The organism is Asanoa sp. NPDC049475 (assembly GCF_040676915.1).
Lineage (GTDB): Bacteria > Actinomycetota > Actinomycetes > Mycobacteriales > Micromonosporaceae > Asanoa.
On sequence record NZ_JBFAPY010000007.1, the window covers coordinates 139,064 to 163,399 of the forward strand.

18 protein-coding genes are annotated in these 24,336 nt (G+C 70.2%); 9 read left to right on the plus strand and 9 right to left on the minus strand.

Features of this window, described 5'->3' with window-relative positions; all coding sequences use genetic code 11:
• Positions 1–13 precede the first annotated feature (13 nt).
• On the minus strand, positions 14–631 hold the full coding sequence (locus AB0J88_RS27935; protein ID WP_364351036.1) for a PadR family transcriptional regulator: 618 nt from the start codon (positions 629–631) through the stop codon (positions 14–16).
• A gap of 160 nt (positions 632–791) precedes the next feature.
• Between AB0J88_RS27935 and AB0J88_RS27940 the strand changes: the two genes are divergently transcribed.
• The 3 genes from AB0J88_RS27940 (at position 792) to AB0J88_RS27950 (ending at position 5,734) form a co-directional block, all read left to right on the plus strand.
• Positions 792–1,208 carry a DUF5318 domain-containing protein gene (locus AB0J88_RS27940; RefSeq protein WP_089250303.1) on the plus strand — a complete coding sequence of 139 codons (417 nt, stop codon included), beginning with the start codon at positions 792–794 and terminating at the stop codon, positions 1,206–1,208.
• 569 nt (positions 1,209–1,777) lie between these two features.
• Positions 1,778–4,135 (plus strand): transglycosylase domain-containing protein, encoded by a 2,358-nt coding sequence (locus tag AB0J88_RS27945; protein ID WP_364350621.1) that lies wholly within the window; start codon positions 1,778–1,780, stop codon positions 4,133–4,135.
• Between the two features lie 141 nt (positions 4,136–4,276).
• Positions 4,277–5,734 carry a glycosyltransferase 87 family protein gene (locus tag AB0J88_RS27950; protein WP_364351033.1) on the plus strand — a complete coding sequence of 486 codons (1,458 nt, stop codon included), beginning with the start codon at positions 4,277–4,279 and terminating at the stop codon, positions 5,732–5,734.
• 44 nt (positions 5,735–5,778) lie between these two features.
• Here AB0J88_RS27950 and AB0J88_RS27955 read toward each other — a convergent pair whose 3' ends face one another.
• A complete protein-coding gene (locus tag AB0J88_RS27955) occupies positions 5,779–7,893 on the minus strand; it encodes a hypothetical protein (protein WP_364351030.1) in 2,115 nt (704 codons plus the stop codon).
• Positions 7,894–9,094: 1,201 nt separating this feature from the next.
• Complete coding sequence (locus tag AB0J88_RS27960; protein WP_364350618.1) at positions 9,095–9,865, minus strand: deoxyribonuclease IV; 771 nt, start codon at positions 9,863–9,865, stop codon at positions 9,095–9,097.
• A 175-nt stretch (positions 9,866–10,040) separates the two neighbouring features.
• Here AB0J88_RS27960 and AB0J88_RS27965 point away from each other — a divergent pair, with 175 nt between their 5' ends.
• The 5 genes from AB0J88_RS27965 to rplI all read left to right on the plus strand — a co-directional run bounded on the left by AB0J88_RS27965 (position 10,041) and on the right by rplI (position 12,854).
• On the plus strand, positions 10,041–10,925 hold the full coding sequence (locus tag AB0J88_RS27965; protein WP_364350615.1) for a hypothetical protein: 885 nt from the start codon (positions 10,041–10,043) through the stop codon (positions 10,923–10,925).
• Positions 10,926–11,212: 287 nt separating this feature from the next.
• Positions 11,213–11,503 (plus strand): 30S ribosomal protein S6, encoded by a 291-nt coding sequence (gene rpsF / locus AB0J88_RS27970; protein WP_089250289.1) that lies wholly within the window; start codon positions 11,213–11,215, stop codon positions 11,501–11,503.
• Positions 11,504–11,585: 82 nt separating this feature from the next.
• A complete protein-coding gene (locus AB0J88_RS27975) occupies positions 11,586–12,128 on the plus strand; it encodes a single-stranded DNA-binding protein (protein WP_364350612.1) in 543 nt (180 codons plus the stop codon).
• A 22-nt stretch (positions 12,129–12,150) separates the two neighbouring features.
• Entirely contained in the window at positions 12,151–12,390 is a 240-nt protein-coding gene (gene rpsR / locus AB0J88_RS27980) for a 30S ribosomal protein S18 (RefSeq protein WP_089250287.1), read from the plus strand.
• 14 nt (positions 12,391–12,404) lie between these two features.
• Positions 12,405–12,854 carry a 50S ribosomal protein L9 gene (rplI, locus tag AB0J88_RS27985; RefSeq protein ID WP_364350608.1) on the plus strand — a complete coding sequence of 150 codons (450 nt, stop codon included), beginning with the start codon at positions 12,405–12,407 and terminating at the stop codon, positions 12,852–12,854.
• Positions 12,855–12,911: 57 nt separating this feature from the next.
• On the opposite strand, the gene AB0J88_RS27990 is transcribed toward rplI, so the two are convergent.
• Positions 12,912–16,334 carry a hypothetical protein gene (locus tag AB0J88_RS27990; RefSeq protein ID WP_364350605.1) on the minus strand — a complete coding sequence of 1,141 codons (3,423 nt, stop codon included), beginning with the start codon at positions 16,332–16,334 and terminating at the stop codon, positions 12,912–12,914.
• Between the two features lie 416 nt (positions 16,335–16,750).
• Between AB0J88_RS27990 and dnaB the strand changes: the two genes are divergently transcribed.
• Positions 16,751–18,163 (plus strand): replicative DNA helicase, encoded by a 1,413-nt coding sequence (dnaB, locus tag AB0J88_RS27995; RefSeq protein WP_364350602.1) that lies wholly within the window; start codon positions 16,751–16,753, stop codon positions 18,161–18,163.
• 4 nt (positions 18,164–18,167) lie between these two features.
• On the opposite strand, the gene AB0J88_RS28000 is transcribed toward dnaB, so the two are convergent.
• The 5 genes from AB0J88_RS28000 to AB0J88_RS28020 form a co-directional block, all read right to left on the minus strand.
• Positions 18,168–18,851, minus strand: a complete 684-nt coding sequence (locus AB0J88_RS28000) for a maleylpyruvate isomerase N-terminal domain-containing protein (RefSeq protein WP_364350599.1) — start codon at positions 18,849–18,851, stop codon at positions 18,168–18,170.
• Positions 18,852–18,924: 73 nt separating this feature from the next.
• Entirely contained in the window at positions 18,925–19,317 is a 393-nt protein-coding gene (locus tag AB0J88_RS28005; RefSeq protein WP_364350596.1) for a zf-TFIIB domain-containing protein, read from the minus strand.
• A complete protein-coding gene (locus AB0J88_RS28010) occupies positions 19,317–19,979 on the minus strand; it encodes a phosphoribosyltransferase family protein (protein ID WP_364350593.1) in 663 nt (220 codons plus the stop codon). The genes AB0J88_RS28005 and AB0J88_RS28010 overlap by 1 nt, the downstream gene beginning before the upstream one ends.
• Positions 19,980–19,983: 4 nt before the next feature.
• Positions 19,984–21,246 (minus strand): glycosyltransferase 87 family protein, encoded by a 1,263-nt coding sequence (locus tag AB0J88_RS28015; protein ID WP_364350590.1) that lies wholly within the window; start codon positions 21,244–21,246, stop codon positions 19,984–19,986.
• The gene (locus tag AB0J88_RS28020; protein ID WP_364350587.1) at positions 21,243–23,768 is read right to left on the minus strand and encodes a bifunctional diguanylate cyclase/phosphodiesterase; all 2,526 of its coding nucleotides are present in this window, start codon (positions 23,766–23,768) and stop codon (positions 21,243–21,245) included. Before AB0J88_RS28020 ends, AB0J88_RS28015 begins: the two co-directional genes overlap by 4 nt.
• Between the last annotated feature and the right edge of the window lie 568 nt (positions 23,769–24,336).

Sequence of the window (24,336 nt, forward strand, 5' to 3'; positions counted from 1 at the left end):
TGCCTCCTTCTTATTACGGCCGCTCGTCCTGGACGTGCGGGCTGGTTTCTGCTGTCCCGGAGCCCGCGGAGCGGGCCTCGGGAGCGCGGCCGGAGCGCTCGTTGACGATGAGCTCCTCCAGCCAGCGCACCTCGCGCTCGCAGGCGTCCAAACCATGACGCTGCAGCTCGAGGGTGTACGCGTCGAGGCGCTCGCCCGCGCGGGCGAGCACGTCGCGCATGCTCTCGCGGCGCTCTTCGACCTTGCGGCGGCGACCTTCGAGAATGCGAAGGCGGGTCGCCTGGTCGGTGCGCGCGAAGAAGGCGAAGTGGATGCCGAACCCGGCATCGTCGTAGGTCTCCGGCCCGGCCTGGGCGATGAGGTCGGCGAACCGCTCCTTGCCCTCTGCGGTGATCTTGTAGACCACCCGGCCGCGCTTGCTGGTGAGGGCCGGGACCTCGGGGGTGGTCGGCGGTGTCTCGCCGGCCTCGGTGATGTAGCCGGCCGACTGGAGCCGGCGCAGCGTCGGGTAGAGCGAGCCGTAGCTGATCGCGGCGCGGATCGATCCGAGCTTGGCGGCGAGCTCCTTGCGGAGCTCGTACCCGTGCATCTGCGACTCGTGGAGGAGGCCGAGAATCGCGAACTCGAGCAACACCCACCTCCCTCGTGCCTCTCGATGTATCGCGCCGATACATCGCTACGGCCCACGGTAAGACACACCGAGGCCTTCCGCAAACCTCTGATCGCACCCGGGGAATCACGCTCCGTAAGCGTTGTCGCTCTCCTGGCCTCGACCGCGTACCCTCTTCCGCATGCGCACGCAGCGCCAGGTCGTCGACTACTCGCTCCAGAAGCGAGCGGTCCTGCGTGACGTCTATTCGGGCCGTGTCGGGACCTACGAGGTCTGCGACGCCTCGCCTTACCTGAAAAGCGCCGCTCGCTTCCACGGCGAGCCCACCGAGCAGCGCTGTCCCATTTGCCGGCGGGAAAACCTGACGCACGTCCACTACATTTACGGCGATGAACTCAAGCAGTCCGCGGGACAAGCGCGCACCCTGGCCGAGTTGCCGGTGCTCGCGATGACTCTCCGTGAGTTCCAGGTCTACGTGGTGGAGGTCTGCCAGGGCTGCTCCTGGAACCACCTGGTCGAGCAGTTCCTTCTCGGTCGCGACGGACTGGTCGTGGCTGATCCTGAGGCAACCGGGCGAAGGAGAGAGGCTCAACGGTGATCACGATTCGCCCATCGCATGCGCCGTCTTCGGCTGATGGGCGAATCGTTAACCGGATAAGTCCGGTTTTTTCAGATATGTCTGTGGCGGGCCGACTCAACCGGACGACCGCACGACGTGGTCCAACTCACGGCAACCCGGTGGCAGCGCAGACGCGCGTCACCGCGACCGGCAGGGTGTGACGAATGAACTCGTACGACGAATCCAGTTCCGCGCGCGGCCACGCCCGCCCCACGGGCCCCAGTGGTAACAGCGGACCAGGGTCCGGCGACGATCGCCACTGGCAGAGTGGCGACGGTCTGGGCGGGTGGCCCGCCAACGGCGGATACGGCGACCAGCCGTCCGCCGCGCGCGGCTCCGCCTCGGGCGGTCGGGCGTCGGTGCCCCGGGCCTCGGCGTCAGTGCCGTCCTCCCCTGCCGGCGGGTCGGCCTCCGTGCCGTCGTCGGCCGGTCGCGCGACCGTCGGTCGCGCCTCCGCCTCCGTACCCTCGAGCCCCGCTTCCGGTACTTCCGGTCGCGCCTCGGTCGGCAGTGCGTCCGTCGGCAGTGCGTCGGTCGGGAGCGCGTCGGTGGGCAGCGCCTCCGTCGGCACCGCCGGCCGGGCACGGGTCGGCCGCGCGGTGGTCGGCGGTCCCGGCGAGAGCGGCCCAGGTGGGCCGACCGGGCCGGGCGGCCCAGGCGGGCCGGGCAGCCGCAGCCGCTCCGGCGGCGCCAAGCCGAAGCGCTCCCGCCGCAAGAAAATGATCAACTGGGGCATCGCCGGGTTCGCCGTGCTGGTCATCCTGGCCGGTGCCGGTCTGGTGGGTGGCACCTACTACACCACCAACGTCGTGGTGCCCGACAAGATCGACCTGCCGCTGGCGAGCACGATCTACGCCTCCGACGGCAAGACCCAGATCGCGAAGCTCGGCGAATACAACCGCACCTTCGTCTCGATCAAGCAGATCCCGGAGTACGTGCAGCACGCCGTTGCCGCCGCCGAGGACCGCAAGTTCTACGAGCACGACGGTGTCGACTACGTCGGCATCGCCCGCGCCGCGTGGAACAACTTCACCGGCGGTGAGCGGCAGGGCGCCTCGACGATCACGCAGCAGTACGCACGGAACGCGATCAAGGGCCTCGACGACGCGACCTACGGCCGCAAGGTGCGCGAGGCGGTCATGGCGTCGAAGCTCAACGACGAGTACGACAAGAACCAGATCATGGAGATGTACCTCAACACGATCTACTTCGGTCGAGGTGCGTACGGCATCGAGGCGGCCGCGCAGACCTACTTCGGCAAGTCGGTCAGCAAGCTCAGCGTCGCCGAGGGCGCGGTGCTCGCCGGCGTGATCAAGCAGCCGGTGCCGTCGGCGACCCACAAGGGCTTCGACCCGGGCTACAACGCCGACGAGGCGAAGACGCGTTGGGGCTACGTGCTCGGGGGCATGGTCGAGAAGGGCTGGCTCAACGCCGCCGAGAAGCCGACCGAATACCCGAAGGTCAAGCCGCTCCCCTCGGACAAGGCCTGTTTCACGGACTGTGGCGTGAACACTCCGCTGGGCAACGTCATCAACTACGTCCGCGACGAGATGATCGGGATGGACATCCCCGGCTGCGACCTGGAGAACTGCGCGCGGCTGATCAAGGATGGCGGCTTCAAGGTCCAGACGACCATCAACATCGGCATGCAGCGCGAGATGGAAGCGGCGATCCAGCGCAGCAAGAAGGGCTCGGAGCTCGCCGGGCAGCCGAAGAACCTGATGGCGGCCGGTGTCGCGGTCGACCCGGGGTCGGGTCGGGTGCTCGCCTACTACGGCGGTGACAACGGCACGGGCCACGACTACGCCGGCAAGAACATCGAGAACGGCCAGCTGACCGGCGGCCACGCACCAGGCTCGTCCTTCAAGATCTATACCTTGGCGGCGGCGCTCGACGAGGGCATCTCGCTCGATTCCCGCTGGGACGCGACCGACTACGAGGTGCCCGGCACCGAGATCAAGGTCATCAACGCGGGCCGGAAGCCCAGCTGCGCGAAGAGCTGCACGCTGCGGGAGTCGACCATCCAGTCGTACAACGTGCCCTTCTACCACATCGCGGAGAAGGTCGGCGCTGACAAGGTCATCGACATGGCCCGCCGCGCCGGCGTGACCACGATGTGGACCAACGACCCGGTCAAGCCCTACGACCTCAACAGCAAGAAGACGAAGATCGGCAAGAGCTCGCCCTTCTACTACGTGGTCGGCTACGGCGCGTACCCCATCACCGTGCTCGACCACGCCAACGGGCTGGCGACGCTGACGAACCGCGGCGTTTACAACAAGGCGCACTTCGTCATCTCGGTCCAGAAGAAGAACGAGGTCGGTGCGTGGGAGACCGTCGGCGGTGAGCAGCGCAAGCCCAAGCAGCTGATCCGGACCGAGGTCGCCGACGACGTCAACGACGTGCTGCAGGAGATCTCCGGCGGGCTCAACGGTGGTCGACCGGCGACCGGCAAGACCGGCACCTGGGAGCTCAACGAGAAGAGCTCCGACAACGCGCACGCCTGGATGCTCGGCGCGACGCCGCAGATCGCGACTGCGGTCTGGGTCGGCAACGTCGGTGGCGAGAAGGCGATCAAGGACAAGTACGGCAACAAGATCCAGGGTGCGAGCCTGCCGAAGGACATCTGGAAGCGGTTCATGAACGACGCCTCCAAGGGCATGGACATCGAACGCTTCAAGCCGGGCACCCACATCGGTGACCCGGACGCCGGCAACGGCCAGAAGCAACAGGAGCAGCCCGTCTGCTTCCCGGGGCAGCCCGGCTGCAACGAGTTCCCCGGCGGCAACGCGGGCGGCGACGGCAACGGCGGCAACGGTGGTCCCGGCAACGGTGGTCCGGGTCGCAACAACGACCAGCCGGCTGACGAGAACCCGTTCACGGTGGTCCCGCCGCCGGGCGGCTGATGGATCTCTCCGTCGAGCGGCCCGGCCTCACGGCTGGGCCGCTCGGCGTGCCGACCGGCACCCGATCCGACAAAATCGGCGCTCCGGATGGGGCACACCGGGTGGGATGCGGAAAGATGCGTCTTCGTGGGTGCAAACCTGATGCATGACGACGCCGGGCCGGTCGACCTGCCGTCGCGCTCCGACGGCTTCGTCCGCGGGCTCTCCGAGTCGATCGGCGGGCCGATGGGCGAGCACGCGGTCGAGCGTGCCGGCGGGGCACGCTCGGGCGGCGGTTTCTGGACCGTCTCCCGCATCGTGCTGGCGTTGATGTGCCTGACGTTGGCGCTGCACTGGGTGCAGAAGTCACCGTGCCAGGACGGTGCCTGGCAGAACCACCAGCAGTACACCCGGTTCTGCTACACCGACGTGCTGGCCCTCTACTACGCCGAAGGGCTCAACGAGGGCAAGGTCCCCTACGCCGACCACCCGGTCGAATACCCGGTGCTGACCGGAGCGTTCATGGGCGCGCTCGGGCTGCCGGTCCACGAGCTCGGCAAGGACCGCCCGGAGATCAACCAGGGCCAGTGGTTCTACAACCTCAACGCCCTGGTCCTCGGCGCGATCGGCGTCGGCGCGGTCGGCGCCCTGCTCGCCCTGCGCAAGAGACGACCCTGGGACGCGGCGATGTTCGCCCTGTCTCCAGCGCTGCTGGTCACCGCGACCGTCAACTGGGACCTGCTGGCGATCGGGCTGGCGGTCTTCGGAATGCTCGCCTGGGCCAGGCACAGACCGGTCGCGGCCGGTGTCCTGCTGGGTCTCGGCTGCGCTGCGAAGCTCTGGCCACTGTTCGTCCTCGGCCCGATCCTGGTCCTGGCGTTCCGCACCAAGCGCTGGCGGGCGGCGATGACCACGGTCTGGGTCGGCGCCGCCACCGTGCTGGCGGTCAACATCCCGATCGCGCTCGCGTTCCCCGACGGATGGAAGCGCTTCTTCGAGCTCAACAGCACCCGGCCGATCGACTGGGGCACCTTCTGGTACATCGGGCGCTACCTGGACACGAAGTGGTCCCCGAACTCCGCCGGCCCGTTCCAGTGGCTGAGCGACAACATCCCGACCCTGAACTTCCTGTCGTACGCCCTCTTCGGCATCGCCTGCCTGGGCATCGCCGCTCTGGCCGTGTACGCACCCCGCCGCCCCCGCCTGGCCGCCCTGGCCTTCCTGGTCGTGGCCGCGTTCCTGATCTTCAGCAAGGTCTGGTCGCAGCAGTACGTCCTGTGGCTGCTGCCGCTGGCGATCCTGGCCCGTCCCCGCTGGGGCGCGTTCCTGGCCTGGCAGGTGGCGGAGGTCCTCTACTTCGTGGCGTTCTACGGCGAGCTGCTCGGTGCCTCCGGCAAGCAGGTCTTCCCGGAGGGCGTGTTCGTGCTGGCCGCGACGCTGCGCCTGGCCACCGTGATCGTGCTCTGCTACTTCGTGGTCCGCGACATCCTGCGTCCGGAGCTCGACCCGGTCCGGGCGACCTACGCGGACGACCCGGACGGCGGCGACTTCGACGGCGCACCGGACCCCGGTGACCGCTTGCCGGAACCCGCCGCGGAGCCGGTGCCGGCGCGAGCCTGATCCGCGGGCCGAGGTGCTCATCACGCCCGGCCCGCGGCTTGCCGCTAGAGGTGGTAGACCACCACGGAGCCGATGTCCTCGCGGGTGATGCCGAGCGAGTCGACCGGCAGCTCGATCGCCGTCTGCAGCGGTGAACCCGACTGGATCATGTCGCGCGCCACGACGACGTTGCGTACACCCATCTGGCGCAGGTAGTTGATGCTGTTCTGGTCGGGGAAGGTCGCGGTGACCTGACGTACCTCTTCGAGCTTCTTGGGCACGAAACCGCTGCCGCCGTTGACGATGTCCTGGAACCTCGTCGTCGACCAGAGCATGAAGTTCTCGTCGTGGAGCTGGTCGCTGGGCAGGACCAGAAGCGGACCCTCTACGGTACGCATCGCGGCCGGCTGGGCCGGGACGATCGGGTGCGGCGTGGTGTTGATGCCCTCGACCAGCACGAGTGCCAGCGGGATCAGCGTGACCAGGCGCAGCCACGGGCTCGGCCACGGCGGGATCCGGTTGGCCGAGATCTCCTTGACTCGGTCGGCCAACGCGCACACGGTGCCGGCGGCCAGGATGCCGAGCAGCAACGTCACCCACAGCATCAGCCGGCCCGGGGTCCGGATGCCGTCCCAGCCTGGCACGTGTTCGAGCAGCGGCAGGTAGGTGAAACGGCCGTCCTGGAACTCGCTGCCCATCGCGAGGACGGCGGCAACCACGACACCGAGCGCGAGCAGCAGGCGCTGCCGGACCGTCCAGATGGTGAAGAACAGGCCGGCCAGGGCCAGACCGATCAGCGCGAAGCCGGGCAGCAGCGTCATCTCCGGCGGCCAGCCGAGCGAGTCACGCAGCGGCTCGTGCAGACCACCCCAGAGCCACGACTCGGGTGGCGCGGTGAAGAAGCCCCGCAACGGCGGCGAGTAGAGCTGGATCTCCTCGACACCACGCCGCGCGTACGGGTGGTCGTCGGCCACCTCGAAGTACGGAATCGCCAGGAGCCCACCGACGGCCACGAAGATCGCGCCGCCACCGAGGTCGGCGAAGAACAGCTTGCGCCCGAACGGACGGCGTTCCCTCCACACCCGGAAGCGCTTGAAGAGCCAGGTGAGCAGTGCGCCGAGCGCGAGCAGGGCCAGCACGTACGCGAAGACCAGCCCGATCCCGAAGCCCAGACTCAGCTGCCACGCGGCGACCAACCACCCGGCCAGCGCCCACCCGGCGTGCCGGCGCTCGGGCCGGTAGCCGTGGCGGAACGAGAACCCGTGCCCGCGAGCGAGCATCGCCAGAGCCAGCGGGATGCCGCCGTTGGAGATGATGTGCAGGTGGCCGGCCTGGGCCAGCAGCCACGGCGCGTAGGTGTAGCCGGCCGCCGCGACCGCGCTGCCGGTGCGTCCGGCGCCGAGCTGGCGCACCAGCACGTAGGCACCGAACGCGGCGAGCGCGTGTGCCAACACGAAGACGATGTTGTAGCGGACGATCGCCGCGACCGGACCCTCACCGATCATGCCGAGCGGCGCGTAGCCGAGCAGCGAGTCGGAGAACGCGAACGTCCAGAGCTCCGGATAGAAGGCGTTCGAGTGCCAGATCCGGCCCGGGTCGGTCAGGAGACTGTGCCCGGACCAGGACATCTGCCAGGCCTGAAGGGTCGGGTCCCAGATGTCCTGGGGGATCGTGTGTCGCGGGTACCGCAGCGTCGGCCACGTCATCACCACCGCGGCCGCCATGGAGATCAGCGCGGCCAGGGTGAACTCGTGGCGCAGGAACCGCCCGACCCGCCGCGCGACGCGGAGAGCGACACCCGGCGGCGGCTCAGTCCGCCCGGCGAACTCGGCCCACCGATCGGGCTCCTTGTCCGCGTCTTTCTCCGCGACCGCGGTGGCCGTGCCACCACCAGCCGACTTGCCGTCGGAGGCGGTGTCCGCGTCGGTCTTGCCCGCGCTTTTCTCCGCGACCGCCGTGCTCTTCGCGGTGGCATCCTCGCTGTCGTCGTCGGCAGAGTGCCGGCCGGTGCGTTCACCGTCGGCCTTCTCCGTGCCACCGTCGGACGCCGCAGCGTGCCGGCCGGATGCGCCAGTATCCAGGTCTCGGCTGCTGGCGTCGCTGTCCGCCGGGGTCTCGGACTTCGCGTCGGTAGCGCCCGAGTCCTTTGTGGTAGGTGCGTCGCCGGTCGTGGCCGGGATGTCGCGCGCCGACCGCCGGAACTGCCACCAGCGCCGGGACTTCGCCTTCGGCGCCTCAGGTGCGGTCTCGTCCGCGGCGGCCGCGTCGCTCCGCTCCGAGACCACCTCAGCCGAGGTCGCGCCGCCTGTCGCGGTCGGAGCGGCCTGCGCGGTAGCCGACGCCTCGGCGTCCGTGGCTTCCTCCTGGACCTGCGGCTTCGCACCGACCCGCTGCTGTGGGGCCACACCCGGCTCAGCCGCAGGACCCCTGCCCTTCGGAGGAGTCGCATCTGGGGTCGTCACGGCGCGGTCGTCGGCCGCGTCGGCTATCGAACCCGCCGCGCTCTCCGCGTTGACCTCGGACGCGGAACCGCCACGACGAGCACGACTCCTGGCCTTCGGCGCGGCAGCCGTGGTCCCGTCCGCAGGCTGACCATCGACGGCCCCGTCGGCGTCGACAGCCGCAGCAGCACCGCGCTTCCTCGCCGGCTTCGGGGCCGTGCCGACGCCAGAGGTCGTGTTCACTTCTTCGGTCGATGCCGATTCGCTCACCGTGTCGACAGCAGCAGCGCCTCCGCGCTTCCTCGGCTTCGGGGCCGCGTCGGCACCGTCGGTCCTGCTGGCATCTCCGGCTGACGCCGATTCGCTGACGGCCGCACCCATCGCAACGGCGGCCGGCGCACCAGAAGCCGCGACACCGCGCTTGCGTGGTCGCCGGCCCTTCGAGACGGCTTCGCCGGGCAGCGTCTCACCCGCGCCACCCACGTCGTCGCCACCGCCGGCGGCTGACGCACCGGTCCGGTCCGCAGGCGCGACGGGGCCGGCCGGATCGCCACCGCCGTCGGCTGCGCTCGTGCCGGACAGCTGCGCGTCGTCACCGGCCAGGTCGGCAGCGACATCCGTCGCGGCGCCCGGCTCGCCGGCGGGCGGGTCCGCGTCGGGCGCCGTCGCGCCGCCACGTGGGTCGTGGCCGTTGCTCGCGCCGTCGTGCGGCGGCGCGGTCTCGGCCACGTAAGGCTCGTCGGGCTCCTCCTCACTGGCGATGGAGGGCCTGCGGGTGGGCTCGGGTCCGGGTGCCGCGTGTCGCGCGGTCATCGGCGGTTGTTCCGAGTTCATGCCGCTCTTTCTCTCGACCGACCGGAGGTCGGGCTTCGCCGATCACCGCACCACCACGCAGCGGTCGCGCCCTGACCCACGAAGCACCCCCTAGTGGCGCCTAACGTCACACCTTGCCGCGTAGAAACGCGATGTCGGCCGCTTGGCCTTCGGCGTCGCCCGGAGTTTCCACGATGACCGGTGCACCGGACGCGCGGACAACGGCGACGAGCAGCTCCGGGTCGATCATTCCGGAACCTAGGTTGTCGTGTCGATCCCGGCCCGAGTCGAACGGGTCCTTGGAGTCGTTGCAGTGGATCAGGTCGATGCGGCCGGTGATCGCCTTGACCCGGTCGACCAGGCCGAGCAGGTCTTCGCCGCCCGCGTGGGCGTGGCAGGTGTCCAGGCAGAAGCCGACCTCGTAGTCGCCGACCGCGTCCCAGAGCCGGGCCAGCATGTCGAGCTTGCGGGCGCACGCGTGGTCACCGCCCGCGGTGTTCTCGATCAGCACGGGGGTGAGGAAACCACCTTGTTCCTGCGCGTACGCGAACGTCTTGCGCCAGTTGTCGAAACCCGTCGCCAACTCGTCGACCGCGCCCACGTGTCCGCCGTGGACGATCAGCGCCTTGGCACCGACGTCGGCGGCGCCGGCAGCGTGCGCGAGCAGCAGCTTGCGGCTCGGAATCCGAATCTTGTTGTTGAGCGTCGCGACGTTGATCAGGTAGGGCGCGTGAATGTAGACGTCGACCTCGGACGCCTTGAGCGCCTCGGCGTCGGCCCGCGGTTTCGGCGACTTGTAACCCTGCGGGTCGGTCAGGAAGAACTGCACCGCGTCGGCATCGCGGGCTGCCGCTGCTGCCAACGGGTCGGTCGGATCGACGTGGGCTCCGATGCGCATGGAGGCGAGCCTACGTCGCGGGTACGACAACCGCGCAACGGTGCCTGCTTCCGGAATTCCTCGCAAATCGCCCAGTGGCCTGCGTCACCGGCGCCCGTGCCGCTTCGTTACCCCGATAGACCAGCCCAGGGGCCAAGCGTCCCGCGGCACAGGCCGACCACGGGAGTTGTGAACGTTGCACGCCATCCGACGCCGTACCGTCGCGTCCGTTGTCGCGGCCTTTTTCGTCGCGGCACCGCTGGCCGTCGGCGGCGCCGCCTTCGCGGATCCGGCGCAGGAGACCAACAGCCAGGTCACCTTCAGCGGCGACGGGCTGCTCGGGGTGGCCTGCGGCGCCAAGCCGAGCGCCGCGTCGGTGACCGTGCCGGCCGAGAGCACGCTGCGGGTCGTCAACAACACCGGTCGCAAGGCCAAGCTGATGCTCGACGGCGCGACCCGCGGTGAGGTGGCGTCGGGCGCCACGGCTGACGTGCTGTTCCACCGTGGTCCGGTCGAGCTCGCCCTCAAGCCCGACTGCATGCTCGCCGACGAGAAGTCGGTGCGCGTCGAGGTGATGGCGCCTCCGCCGCCCGCGGCGACCGGCAACGACACCCCGGCGAACCCGCCGACGCTCCCGTTCGGCGGTGGCAACGGCAACGGCAACACGTCCGGCGGCGACGACCAGAACGCGGGCGGCGACGGCCAGGGCGACCAGAACCAGCGCCCGAACGCGAACGGTGGCAACGCCGACCCGGCGGCAGCCGCCTCCCCCGGCGCGGTCGACCCGAACAACCCCGACGCCGACCCGGCGGATCCCGCCAACCCCGACGACCCGGCCAACCCCGACGCCGCGGCGCTCGCGGTGGACAGCTTCGCCAACCCCAACGGGGGTACGGGCCTCGACGGCGCGACCACCGTCGCCGGCGCGGCGGCTGAGCCGCTGGCCTCGGTCGACCCGGTCAGCGACAGCGGTCCGACGGGCCTGCTCGCGCTGATCGCGACGGTCTGCCTGGTCGGTGTGTCTGCTGGGGCAATTCGGGCTATTGTCGCTCAACGTGCAAGCCGGACTCGCGCCGCGTAAACTAAATATCACTACAAGGCTCCGCGGGGCGCCCGCGTCCAACCTCGTCGGTGTGGTCGTTCCTCCCCAGGTCCCACCCAAAGAATGAGGATCAAAGGCGCTCCGCGGCTCTGCACCAAGGGCCCCTTCACTGCGAAGGGGCCCTTAGCACGCCCGGAAGGACCCGTACCCAGGGGTTCCGGTATTGTGGTGGGGTTGTCCGCACCAGCAGGGTGCTCGGGCAACGACGCACGACCTCCTGCCGCGGAAGGACCGCGGCCGCCAAGCCCATAGGAGGTGAGCACGTCTTGCGTCATTACGAAGTCATGGTGATCCTCGATCCCAGTCTCGAGGAGCGCACCGTCGCCCCGTCGCTCGACACGTATCTCAACGTGATTCGGACCGCGGGCGGCTCGGTGGAGAAGCTCGACGTGTGGGGCCGCCGGCGCCTCTCGTTCGAGATCAACAAGAAGGCCGAGGGCATCTACGCCGTCATCGATCTGCAGGCGGAGCCCGCGGCGGTGGCTGAGCTGGACCGTCAGCTGCGACTCAACGAGTCGGTGCTGCGCACCAAGGTCATCCGGCCCGAGACGCGCTGAGCGCGTTCTCGCAGGCCCCCCGAACCAAGCCTCACTAACTCTGTCGTACGGCTCTGGCAGCCTTACGGCAGAGACTCGATGAGTGCACGAGGAGACGGTCATGGCAGGAGACACCACCATCACGGTCATCGGCAATCTGACCGACGACCCCGAGTTGCGCTTCACTCCGTCTGGCGCGGCGGTTGCCAAGTTCCGCGTGGCTTCGACCCCGCGGATCATGGACCGCTCGACCAACGAGTGGAAGGACGGCGAGCCACTCTTCCTCTCTTGCACCGTGTGGCGGCAGGCGGCCGAAAACGTCGCCGAGTCGCTACAGCGCGGTGCTCGGGTCATCGTTTCGGGCCGGCTCAAGCAGCGGTCCTACGAGACCCGCGAGGGTGAGAAGCGCACCGTCATCGAGCTCGAGGTCGACGAGATCGGCCCGTCTCTGCGCTACGCCACGGCAAAGGTGCAGAAGATGAACCGCTCCAGCGGTGGTGGTGGCGGCTTCGGCTCCGGCGGTGGCGGCGGCCAGGGTGGCGGCGGAGGCAACTTCGACGACCCCTGGGCGACGGCCGCGCCGGCGGGCGCCTCCAGCGGTTCGGGCAGGTCGAACAGCTACTCCGACGACGAGCCCCCGTTCTAAGAAATCACCAGGAGCACGAGCAATGGCTAAGGCTGCCGCGCTACGCAAGCCGAAGAAGAAGGTGAACCCGCTCGACAAGGAGGGGATCACCTACATCGACTACAAAGACACCGCGCTGCTGCGCAAGTTCATCTCTGACCGGGGCAAGATCCGTGCCCGTCGGGTCACCGGTGTGACGTCCCAGCAGCAGCGTCAGATCGCGCGTGCCGTGAAGAACGCGCGCGAGATGGCGCTCCTTCCGTACACCGCTACGGCTCGCTGAGAGGAGGCACCGACATGAAGGTCATCCTGACTCAGGAGGTGTCCGGCCTCGGCACGCCGGGCGACGTGGTGGAGGTGAAGGACGGCTACGGCCGCAACTACCTCCTGCCGCAGGGCTTCGGCATCCGCTGGAGCAAGGGTGCGGAGAAAGAGGTCACCAACATCAAGCGGGCCCGTGGGGCTCGTGAGATCCGCGACCTCGGCCACGCCAATGAGGTGAAGGCCCAGCTCGAGGGCCTCAAGGTGAGCCTGCAGGTGCGCGCCGGCGACGGCGGCCGCCTGTTCGGCTCGGTCACCCCGGTTGAGATCGTCGACGCGGTCAAGGCGGCGGGTGGCCCGTCGCTCGACCGGCGCCGGCTGGAGCTGCCTGGCGCGATCAAGTCGATCGGCAGCTACCCCGTCAAGGTCAAGCTGCACCCCGAGGTGACGGCCAACTTCGACGTGAACGTCAACCGCAGCAAGTAGGCGACACCGCGCAAGGGCGTCGCACCGGTCACGGTGCGGCGCCCTTCGTGTATCCCGTCAGCCCAGCGGTTGGCCGGTGAACACGCTGTTGAACACCGTCGCCAGCCCGCCACCGACGACCGCGGCGGCCAGGCCGACACTGCCGGCCCGCCAACTATGGCCGAGCCAGCGCAGCAGGATGGCGGCGATCAGGCTGATCCCGAGCGCGATGCCGAACTGCGGCACCCCGGACAGCAGCCCTTCCAGCGCCTGCGCGCGCGGCGACTCACAACCGCCGCCGGTGATGTCGCTGACGCAGTCGTCGACCGCGACGGCCGGCAGGGTCATCAACCAGATGCCGAAGGCCAGCACGGGTACGGCGTACCAGGCAGCGGCATAGAGCACCGCGGCCATGAACCCGCCGTTGTCGGGGTCGAGCTGCTCGAACTCCTCCTGCTGCCAGCCCATCGTGCGGCGCGGCGGAGGATATTGCTGCCTCTGCGGTGCTGGAGCGGACCGCGCGGCCGACTCACGGCGGGCGGCCGGCGCACCCCAGCCGGGGTCGGTGGCGTCGACGGGCGGCATGGCGGCGCGGGCCAGCGCGTCCGCGCGTGCACCGTCGGAGGCCCGTCCGCGACGCGGGGCATCGTCGTAGTCGTCCGGCTCAGGCCGCCGGGGCTCCGGCAACCCGACCGCGGGCGAGCGCGGCGCCGTCGCGGGCGTCTCGACCCAGCGCGGGTCGTCGCCGGCGAGCCGGTGCCCGGACCAGAACGCCTCGAACTTCTCCTCGGCCTCTTCGTCTTCGATGCTGCCGACCAGTCGATCCCACTCACCCGTCGAGGTGGTGCTGTCGTACTGGCCCGTGTCCGTCATCCGCTCCCACGACCCGGTGTCGTGGGAGTCGCCGCGCCGGCCGCGCTCGTCGGTGCGCCAGCTGCCGGTGTCGCTTCCGTCGCCCGCTTCCCGCCGGCCGCGCCGCCCGCCGTCGCGGTCCGGACGGTCGTCCGATGCGGGGCCGCGCCGGTCGTCGCCGCGGTCAGGCCCGGGCTCGATCGGTGCCATGGCTCGGCGCGACCACTCCCCGGTCATGTCCGGGTGCCGCCACCGGTCCGAGTCGGGCTCGCCGGCCCAGGAGCCCCGGCCGGGCGCGTCGGGCGCCGAGCGGCGACCACCGCGACCGGACTGATCGCCCGGGTCGTCGTCGCGGGCGCGGCGACGCTGGGTCGGCACGTCGGCGGCGGCCGCTTCGTCCCGCCAGCCTCGGGCGGCCGGGTCGACCTGGCCGCCACGGCCCGGACCCGACACGTCACTGTCGTCGCCGCGCCGGCCGCGCCTGCTCGCGGCGGTGTCGTCACGCCAGTCCCGGGCCGGGACGTCGGTGTCGCCCCGGCGGGCGCGGCCGACGGGCTCGATCGAACCGGTCTCGTCGGTCCTGCTGCGGCGGCTTCGGGAGACGGGCTCGACGGGGTCGGGGTCGTCGGTCCTGTTGCGGCGCGCGCGGGTGACGGGCTCGATCGGGTCGGGGTCGTCGGTCCTGTTGCGGCGCGCGCGGGTGACGGGCTCGATCGGGTCGGCGTCGTCGGTCCTGCTGCGGCGCGCGCGGGTGACGGGCTCGATCGGGTCGGCGTCGTCGGTCCTGCTGCGGCGCGCGCGGCCGACCGGCTCGGCCGGGTCGGGTTCGGTGGCCCTGGCGCGTCGACCGCGACTGACCGGTTCGATCGGGTCGGCCTCGTCGGTGCGCGCGCGGCGACCCCGGCTTGGCGGGTCGACCGGGTCAGTCTCGGCGTGCCGGCTGCGCCGGGTCGCGGTGTCGTCGAGCCCTTCGCTCCAGCTGCCGTGCCCGGTCTGCGAGATCGGGTCGGCGTCGCCGTGGCGACCACGCCGGGTCGAGGACTCGAGTGCGTCGGGGTCGTCACGGCGGGAGCGGCGGCCGCGGGCGGGCGGCTCGTCGTCGATCCGGCCGCGTCGGCCTCCGCGCGAGGTGTCGGTCGCGTCCAGGTAGCTGGTGCCGGCCGACCAGCCGTTGGTGCCGGTCGCGTCGCTGTCGTCGCGGGACCGCCGTCCGCGGCCGGTCGGCTCACTGTGCCAGGACTGAATCGGCTGGTCAGCCGGATCGGCGTCGTCGGCGTGCCGGTTGCGGCGTCCCCGGAGCGGCACCTGGATCGAGCCGGTGTCGACGTGCCGGGCGATGCCGGGCAGCCCGGTGTCGGTCTGCTCGGTCTGCCAGCTCGGCGCGGCGGCCGCGTCGCGCCGGCGCCTGGCGCGGCTGACCGGCTCGCCGTCGGCGGCGGCATCGTCGCGCCGCGCGCGCCGGCCTCCGGTGTCGATCGAGCCCGTCGAGTAGCCGACGCTGGGCAGCGCGGTATCGGTGACCTCGTCCTGCCAGCTCCGCCGGCCGACACCCGGGTCGACGCCAGCCTCGTCGCGGCGGCGCCGGCCACGGCTGACCGGCTCGGAGACGCCGTCGTCGGCCCGCCGGCGTCCGCCGCTGGGCAGCTCGAGCCTCGTGTGCGAGTCGGTGATGTCGTCCCGCAGGCGGCGTCCACCGCTGGTCAGCTCAATGTCTTGCCCGGTGCGTGAGTCCGAGATGTCCCGCGAGCGGCGTCCGCCGCTCGAAAGTTCGATCTCGCGCCCGGTGCGGGAGTCACTGGCGTCGAGGCGTCGGCGTCCGCCGCTGGAGAGCTCGACGTCGTCGTCGAAGTCGCGCCCGGTGCGTGAGTCCGAGATGTCCCGGGAACGGCGTCCGCCGCTCGACAGTTCGATCTCGCGCCCGGTGCGGGAGTCGCTCGCGTCGAGGCGTCGGCGTCCGCCGCTGGACAACTCGATCTCGTCGTCCCGCCGGCGCCCGGCGCGCGAGTCGCTGATGTCGCTGCGACGGCGGCCACCGCTGGACAGCTCGATGTCGTCGTCGAAGTCGCGCCCCGCACGCGAATCCGAGATATCCCGCGAACGCCGCCCGCCGCTGGACAGTTCGATCTCGTCATCGCGGAAGCGCCCGGCCCGCGAGTCGCCGACGTCGCGACGCCGCCGCCCACCGCTGGACAACTCGATCTCGTCGTCACGCCGGCGGCCGGTGCGGGAGTCACTGGCGTCGAGCCGCCGCCGCCCGCCGCTGGACAGCTCGATCTCGTCGTCCCAGTCGTCGTCATCACGGCGCCGGCGACGTGAGACGGGCTCGTCGTCATCGCGCCGGGAAGCGCGGCCGCCGCTCGTCGAGACGACGACCATGTCGTCGTCATCGGACCCGGGCTCGTCTTTCCAGAACTCCTTGGGCAGCTTCAGCGACGCGGTGTCCTCGAGCTGCGTGATGGCGGCAAGCTCGCCGCCGGAAGCGCCCAGCGGATCCCACTGGGAGACAGCGTCCGGGTTGGGCTCGGCGGCCGTAGGCCGGTTGCCCCGTCGGCCGCCGGTGCGGCGCGGCCGGTCATCGGACCGGGACGAGCGGGACCTCGGCGACGTCGCCGAGGGTTCGTCACCGCGCGCCCAATCCCGATAGTCCACGGCCGGAGCGTGACCTTCCTGTATCGGATCGCAATCCGTCCGTCACGGCAACACGCGCAGATCTCGAGCAACGGACGCGTAGAGATGGTAGTCGACCGAGAGAGTGGTTGCCGATCCTGGTTGCATCGGATTTCTTTCCTCCACACGTTGGGGACCAAGGATCCGCACGTCAGACGCGTGCTGTCGAGCGGTTCACAGTGGTCGTACACAGGCTGTGCACAGCTCTTTGCACACCCTCTGGCCTGCTGTCCACAGGTTGTCCAAAGGTTCGTCCACGAGCGTTTTTGCCCTGTCGTCGTGTGGGCTCATATGGTGGCCGTTCGGCCAGCGAATAATCGGCGCGGCATCCCCCGGTCGTGTCAGGGGCACACCGATCATGTTTCGGTTATAGTACATCCGTACGAGAGGGGGCTCCCGTGTCGATCAGCGACGACGTGCGCGGTGGCCGCCCGGCGGGCCCACCGCAGCAGGACTCCCCTCCGCCGCAGCGCGAAGGTGGCGGCTTCGACAAGACGCCACCGCAGGACGTCGCGGCCGAGCAGAGCGTGCTCGGCGGCATGCTGCTCTCCAAGGACGCGATCGCCGACGTCATCGAGATCCTCAAGACCGGCGACTTCTACCGACCGATCCATGCGACCGTCTTCGACGCGATCCTCGACCTCTACGGCCGCGGCGAACCCGCCGACGCGGTGACCGTGGCTGCCGCGCTGGCCGACTCGGGCGACCTGATGCGCATCGGTGGCGCGCCCTACCTCCAGACGCTGATGGCCAGCGTGCCGACGGCCGCCAACGCCGGCTACTACGCACGCATCGTCGCCGAGCGCGCGGTGCTGCGCCGGCTGGTCGAGGCCGGCACCCGCATCGTCCAGCTCGGCTACGGCTCCGCCTCGGGCGCCGGTCGCGACGTCGACGACGTGGTCGACCTGGCCCAGCAGGCGATCTACGACGTCACCGAGAAGCGGGTCAGCGAAGACTTCGCGATCCTCGCCGACATGCTGCAGCCGACCCTCGACGAGATCGAGGCCGTCGGAGCGCAGGGCGGAGTGATGACCGGCGTCCCGACCGGCTTCACCGACCTCGACCGCCTGCTCAACGGCCTGCACGCCGGCCAGCTCGTGATCGTCGCCGGCCGACCCGGCCTCGGGAAGAGCACGGCCTCAATGGACTTTGCCCGCAATGCGGCAATCAGGCACAACTGCGCCAGCGCAATCTTCTCACTCGAAATGAGCAAGGTCGAGATCGTCATGCGACTGCTCTCGGCCGAGGCGCGGGTGCCGCTGCACGTGCTCCGCTCAGGCCAGCTCTCCGACGACGACTGGACCAAGCTGGCCCGCCGCATGGGCGAGATCAGCGAAGCTCCGCTGTTCGTCGACGACACGCCCAACATGAACCTCATGGAGATCCGGGCCAAGGCCCGCCGGCTCAAGCAGCGTCACGACCTCAAGATGATCGTGGTCGACTATCTCCAGCTGATGAGCTCGCCCAAGCGCACCGAAAGCCGCCAGCAGGAGGTCGCCGAGCTGTCTCGTGGCCTCAAGCTGCTGGCCAAAGAGGTCGAGTGCCCGGTGATCGCGGTGTCGCAGCTCAACCGTGGTCCCGAGCAGCGCACCGACAAGCGTCCGCAGCTGTCCGACCTGCGTGAGTCGGGTTCGATCGAGCAGGACGCCGACGTCGTGATCCTGCTGCACCGCGACGACTACTACGACAAGGAGTCGCCGCGGGCGGGTGAGGCCGACTTCATCGTGGCCAAGCACCGAAACGGCCCGACCGACACGGTGACCGTGGCCGCTCAACTGCACCTGTCGCGGTTCGTCGACATGGCGATCTAACAGCTCACGACAGCAACGGAAACCACCCCGCCGCCTCGCCGAGCGCGACCCGGTCGCGTTGCGTCAGCGGCTTGCGCCCACTGGCCTTGAGCAGATAGTCGGTCGGCGACCAGCTCGCCGGCCTGACGACCTCGTCGCTCAGCAGGCCGTCCATCGTGGACACGGCAACGGCCAGCGCCACCTCCGGCGGTGCGACCGGCGACGGAAGCTCGACGGACAGGTCGAGATGGTGGACGACCGTCTCGGTCACCAGCGTCGCCACGAAATCGGCGACTGCCAGCACGTGTCCCTGCGTCGCCACGAAAAGCGCCGGATCCGCCGCGGCCGCGGCCCGCACGGCGGCCGGTGCCGTCTCCGCCCAGACCGCCACGATCGCCGACGGCCGGTCGTACGCGCTCGCCGCCCGCCGGGTTACCCAGGCCTGATGGCGACTCACGGCCGGATCGCCGCTGCCCGGGTACGCCGACCAGTAGCTCACGTAGTCCACATCGGAGGGACCAGGAACGGTGCTGGCCAGCGTCACCAGCGCCCGCCGCGCGTCTTCGAGCAGGTGGTGCAGCACGTCGGCGACCACCCAGCCCCGGCATCGCGTGCCGCGCAGCAGGTCGTCGTCAGTCAGCGGCAGCACCGTCGCGGTGACCGCCTCATAGGCGGCGGCGAGGGCGGCAGCGCCGGCGTGGGCCGTCATTTCTAGACGATCTCACGCGAAACGGGGGCCGGCAGCCCCCAAACGGCCACCAACCCCCGTGCGCGTGCGCGGCTCAGTCGAACAGTTCGCCCAGGAAGCCCTTGTGGCGCTTGTTGCGGTAGTGGCCGTGGTAGCCGTAATGCCCACCATGCTGACCGTAGGCCGGCTGCGGCGGGTAGTGCGCCGGCGGCGGGGGCGGCGGCACGTGGCCCGGCTGTGCGTAAGGCTGCCCGTGACCGCCCGGCGGCGGCGGGGGCGGCGGCGCGTAACCACCCGGTGCCGGCTGGCCCGGAGCGACCGGTGCGCCCTGCTGACGGTTCCAGTTGGCCTCGGCCTCGAAGAGCTTCTCGAGCTCGCCACGGTCGAGGAAGATCCCACGGCACTCGCCGCACTGGTCGATGGTTACGCCACTGCGCTCGTAGGTACGCATCTCGCCGCGACACTTCGGACAGGTCATCTGCATCACTAGACGGTACCGGGTGGACGCACGTCAGCCGAGTCGAGCGCTGCGGCCACCTCCGCGTCGGTCACCTGGTGGAAGTCGTCGTAGAACTCGCTGACCGCGCCGAACGCCGCCGGTCGCAACGGACAGACCAGCTCGTCGACCAGTGGCAGCAACGTGTTCAGCGCCCGCGTCGAGCCGACCGGAACAGCCAGCACCACCTGTTCGGCATCGAGCGCGCGAGCCACTCCGACCGCCGCACGTGCCGACGCGCCGGTCGCCAGGCCGTCGTCGACCAGCACCGCGACCTTGCCGCGCAGCGCCAGCGGCGGACGGCCGCCCCGGTAGAGAGCCTCGCGTCGGGTGAGCTCCGCGGCCTCGCGATCCAACACCGCCTCGGCGTCGCGCTGCTCCACCCCCGCAACGACGTCTTCGTTGTGCACCACGACCCCGCCCGGCCCGAGCGCGCCGAACGCGACCTCGGGCGCACGCGGCACGCCGAGCTTGCGGATGACCAGCGCGTCGAGGGTGAGGCCGAGCCGGTTGGCCACTTCGACGGCGACCGGGATGCCCCCGCGCACCAGGCCCAGCACGACCGCGTCGGGCCGCCGGGCATAGCCGGCCAAGGCCAGCGCCTCAGCGAGCGCCGCGCCGGCCGCCGCCCGGTTCGAAAAAGAGCCCTCCACCCATTCAGGTGTACGCCGTCGCGCGCCCGTCCGCCGTCTCTTCCACCCGATCGCGCGGCTCGTCCGCATCGGCCGAGGCGATCCATGCCAGCGCCGGCGCCCAGGCCAGCAGCGCGACCGGGTACAGCAGATAGCCGAACCGCGTCGCGGGCATCAGCAGGATCGCCGCCAGCAGGCCGTACCCGCTGATCAAGGCCGCGGCGGACGCGGTGCGCGGCGGGCGCCGGATGATCCAGACCGCGATGGCCAGCCCGGCGAGCCCGAGCAGGGCGGCGGCGATCAACCGTCCGCCGGGCAGGCCGGAGGCGATCAGATGACCGGGAAACGGCGATGCGGCCGGGCTGCTGACCACCCCGTGCCCGAGCGGGAAGCCGATCACGTTGTCGAACAGGGCGCCGGGATCGCGCAGCAGCGGTGGCACGACCGCGAGCACGGGCAGCCCGAGCGCGCCGATCGCGAACGGACCGAGCCGTCGCCGGGTCAGCGCGTGGATCAACAGGACCACGACGATCGGTAGGGCGAACAGCTTGAGCGCGCCGGCCAGCCCGGCCGCGACGCCGGCCCAGGCCCACCGCTCCCGGGCGCACAGCGCGAGCGCGAGCAGGCACAGCGCGAGCACCGGCAGGTCGTCGCCGCCGGTCGCGGTGGTCAGCGCGCAGACCGGGAGCACCGTGGTCAACTGCACCGCGCGCAGCACGTGCGGCCCCCGGGTCAACGAGATCGCGACGGCGAGAGCGGCGGTGGTGGCGAGCAGGAACCAGATCCGCGCGTCCGTCCACCACGCGTCACCGGCCACCGCGCGGGGCAGACCGAACAACGACATTCCCGGTTGGTACGGGAGGTAGCCCAGCAGCCGCTCGTCGGCGGGCAGGCGGGCGATGGTGTCGTCGGAGAGGTACGGCGTCGCGTGGTGCAGGAGCCGGCTGCCACCGTCTTCGACGACGAGCACCTCTTCCTGTGCGCGGTCGGTCCGTCCACCGGCCCGCTCGACGCTCTGGATCAGCGTCGGCAACCAGGCGGTGGCGAGCCAGGCCAAAGCGGTGATCGTCGCGCGCAGCCGTGGATCACGGTTGCCGGCGAGCCATTGCACCAGGACCGCGACCGCCGCCGCGGCGTACCCGTAGGCCGCGACCGAGCCCCACGCCCGGTGCGGGAGCAGCGTCGAGGTGGCGGCGGTGACCACGGCGAAGCCGGCGGACAGGGCGTAGAGGCCGAGGTCGAAGGCCAGGCCGCCGGCCGCCCGGTCGAGCCGGGACCAGATGATCACCCGCCCAAGTGTGGCAAACGCTCGCTGCGCTGTCGCGGCACCGCTCGCCGGTGGGGGCTGAGGCGGATGACGGCGCCTTCGTCGTGCAGCGCGGGCGCGAGGGTGCCCGGTCGCCCGCCGGAACCGCGGTGCAGCGACGCCAGCAGCCGCGCGGCGGTCATCGGGCGGGCGAACAGGTGGCCCTGACCAGCGGTGCAGCCCAGCTCCCAGAGCGCGCGGCGCTGCGGCTCGCTGTCGACACCCTCGGCCACGACCGCGAGGTTGAGGCTGCGACCGAGGTCGACCGTGGACCGGATGACCGCGCCCGCCTCCGGCGAGGTCTCCATCGCGCTGACGAACTCACTGTCGATCTTCAGCTCGTGTACGGGGATCCGGGACAGCACCGACAGCGACGAGTAGCCGGTGCCGAAGTCGTCGAGCGCCAGCCGCACGCCCTCGTCGCGCAGCCGACCCAGGACCCGGTCGACGACCTCGAGCTGACTGATGGTCAGCGTCTCGGTCAGTTCCAGGATGAGCCGGTCGGGCGGCAGGTCGTGGGTGCGCAGCCGGGTCATGACGGAGCCCGGGAAGCGCGGGTCGAGCAGGCTGCGCGGCGCGACGTTGACCGCGACCGGCAGGTCGAAGCCGGCCTCGCGCCAGGAGACGCAGGCCAGCAGCGCCTGGTCGAGCACGGCTTCGGCGAACGCCGGCAGCAGACCGCTGCGCTCGACCGTCTCCAGGAACCGCAACGGGTCGACGGTGCCGTGGTCTGGGTGGTGCCAGCGGGCGAGCGTCTCGGCCGCGAGCACCTCGCCACTGGCCAGATCGACGATGGGCTGGAAGTCGACGGTGAGCGTGCCGTCGGCGACCGCACTGCTCAGGCCCCCGGTGATCGCGAACCGACCGATGTCGGCGGTGTCGCGGGCGTGCGAGTAGGTGGCGATCCGCTGGCCGGACCGTTTGGCTTGGTACATCGCGACGTCGGCCCGCCGCAGAAGCTCGGCAACACCGCCGGTGCCGGGCGGGGTGGCGATGCCGCCGCTGGCCTCGACGGTGATCCGCATGCCCTCGACCTCGATCGGCTCCTGCAACGCGCTGATCAGTCGCTCGGCCCGATGCGTGGCGACGGCCGGCGCCGGCAGGCCGGTCAGCAGCACGGCGAACTCGTCGCCGCCGAGCCGGGAGACCAGGTCACCTTCGCGGGCGGCCGCCTTGAGCCGGTCGGCCACCTGCTTGAGCACCTCGTCGCCGGCGGCATGCCCAAGGGTGTCGTTGACCTCTTTGAAGTGGTTGAGGTCGAGCAGCAACAGCGCGATCACGCCGTCCGCGTGGGCTTCGGTGATCACTTTCTGGCCCTGGTCCAGCAGTTGCCGGCGGTTGGCCAGCCCGGTCAGCGCGTCGTGTGCGGCCTCGTGTGCGTGCACGATCGCGACCCGTTGCAGCTCGGCGTACGCCGAAGCATTTCGAATGGCTGTGTTCAGTGCCGAGGCGAACGTGCGGAGCTTGTAGTTCTCCATTTCGTTGAGCGTCACCGGTCCGCGGAAACGAAGCCGGAACTCGCCGATCGAACGCTTGTCGGTGCGGCCCTCGAGAACAGTGGTGATAACGAAAGCGTCATCAGGCCACTCGCCTTCACCGTCCGGGTCCACGCTGCCCCCGGCGCCCCGGACAAGTCGGGGCGGATCGGTGTGGAATACCTCTACTTCGGCGCCGTCGGCGGAAAAGAGCTTCGGCGCCCACTCGACCGCCACTTCCATGACCCGGCGCAGGTCGACGTCGTTGAGAGCCTCGGCCGAGGTGGCCAGACCCTGCCACGAAAGGCGTTCGTCCCGCTTGCGGACGCGCCACAGGTACCACAGATGCGCGGTGAAGATCAGCAGTGGCGCGACGAGCAGCATCTGTGCGCCGCGGTCGATGGACAACAACCAGACGAGCAGCAGCGCGACGAGTATGCGCGCGGCCATGAATCCGAGTCGGATATCGAGGTTCCGGCGAATCTGCTTGGCCAATGGCGTGTGCGTGGCCAGCGCGACGACGGGATTGACGAGAAGCTCGTCGACCACCGTTATGGCCACGAGGATCAGCAACTGCCCGACGGGATGGAACTGCGGATCATCGCCTGCGTACGCGGCACCGGTCGCGTAGGCCACGGCTCCGCCGACCGCGACGGCGATCGTGTCCTTGCCGGCGCCGAATGCCGTCTTCATCGGGCCGACCCGACCACCCAGCCAGCCGATGACGACGCCGACGGCGGTGCACAACACCATCCACGGCGGCGGCAGGAGCGTCAGACCGACGAGAAAGACGATGTCCTTCCAGCCCTGGCCGTATTTGTTGGCGCCCAGCCGAATGATGATGTTGGTGCGGTGGGAGACCATCGCCGCCAGTGTCAACGCCAGGATCATCCACAGTGGCGCGGTTTGCGAGTGGTCCGTCGTGACCAGGTAAATCGATCCGACGACCGCGACTGAGGCCACAAACACCACGAGACCGACGAGCAGCCGTAGCTGCCGATCGGTCGCGTTGTGGTGTGCCTTGGTCAATCGATCCCCATCGGTGTGGTCGTCTGCGAGTGACGCCAGGGTACCGGACGGTGACCGGGTGCTGGTCAACGAATTCAGTGCCAGTCGCTGCTGCGCATATCCCGCTCCCGCAATGCTCCAGCCGGCTTGTTCCGGCGATGGGGCAAGCGTAGGTTGTGGGCCGCGAGATTTGAACCGGGATATGTCAATATGAGCAGGATTCGCTAACACTAGACCGTTTTGTCACGATCCGTCCTCGTGCGAATGCGTAGCGCATTCACCGCGGTGCGGTTTGTACTATTCGGCCGAAGCCTTGGCGGAATCGAACTTGCGCGGGCGGTCAGCGATTGTGTGCGGTGCGTGGGCAATGGTGGCTCCGCAGATATTGTCGGCCTGTAAGCGGTAAGGGACCACCCCCACTCGCGTGACTTATGTCAACGCTCCGCATCTGCATACTTCGACAAACCAGGATCAGGGTGGATGAATTTCCGGGCTCATCCATCGAAGTGCCACGCTGCGTAGCCGATCAGTCGACCCGACATGCACCAGGTGGTGGTCATGAATAACCGCCTACGCCATTCCAGGCGGG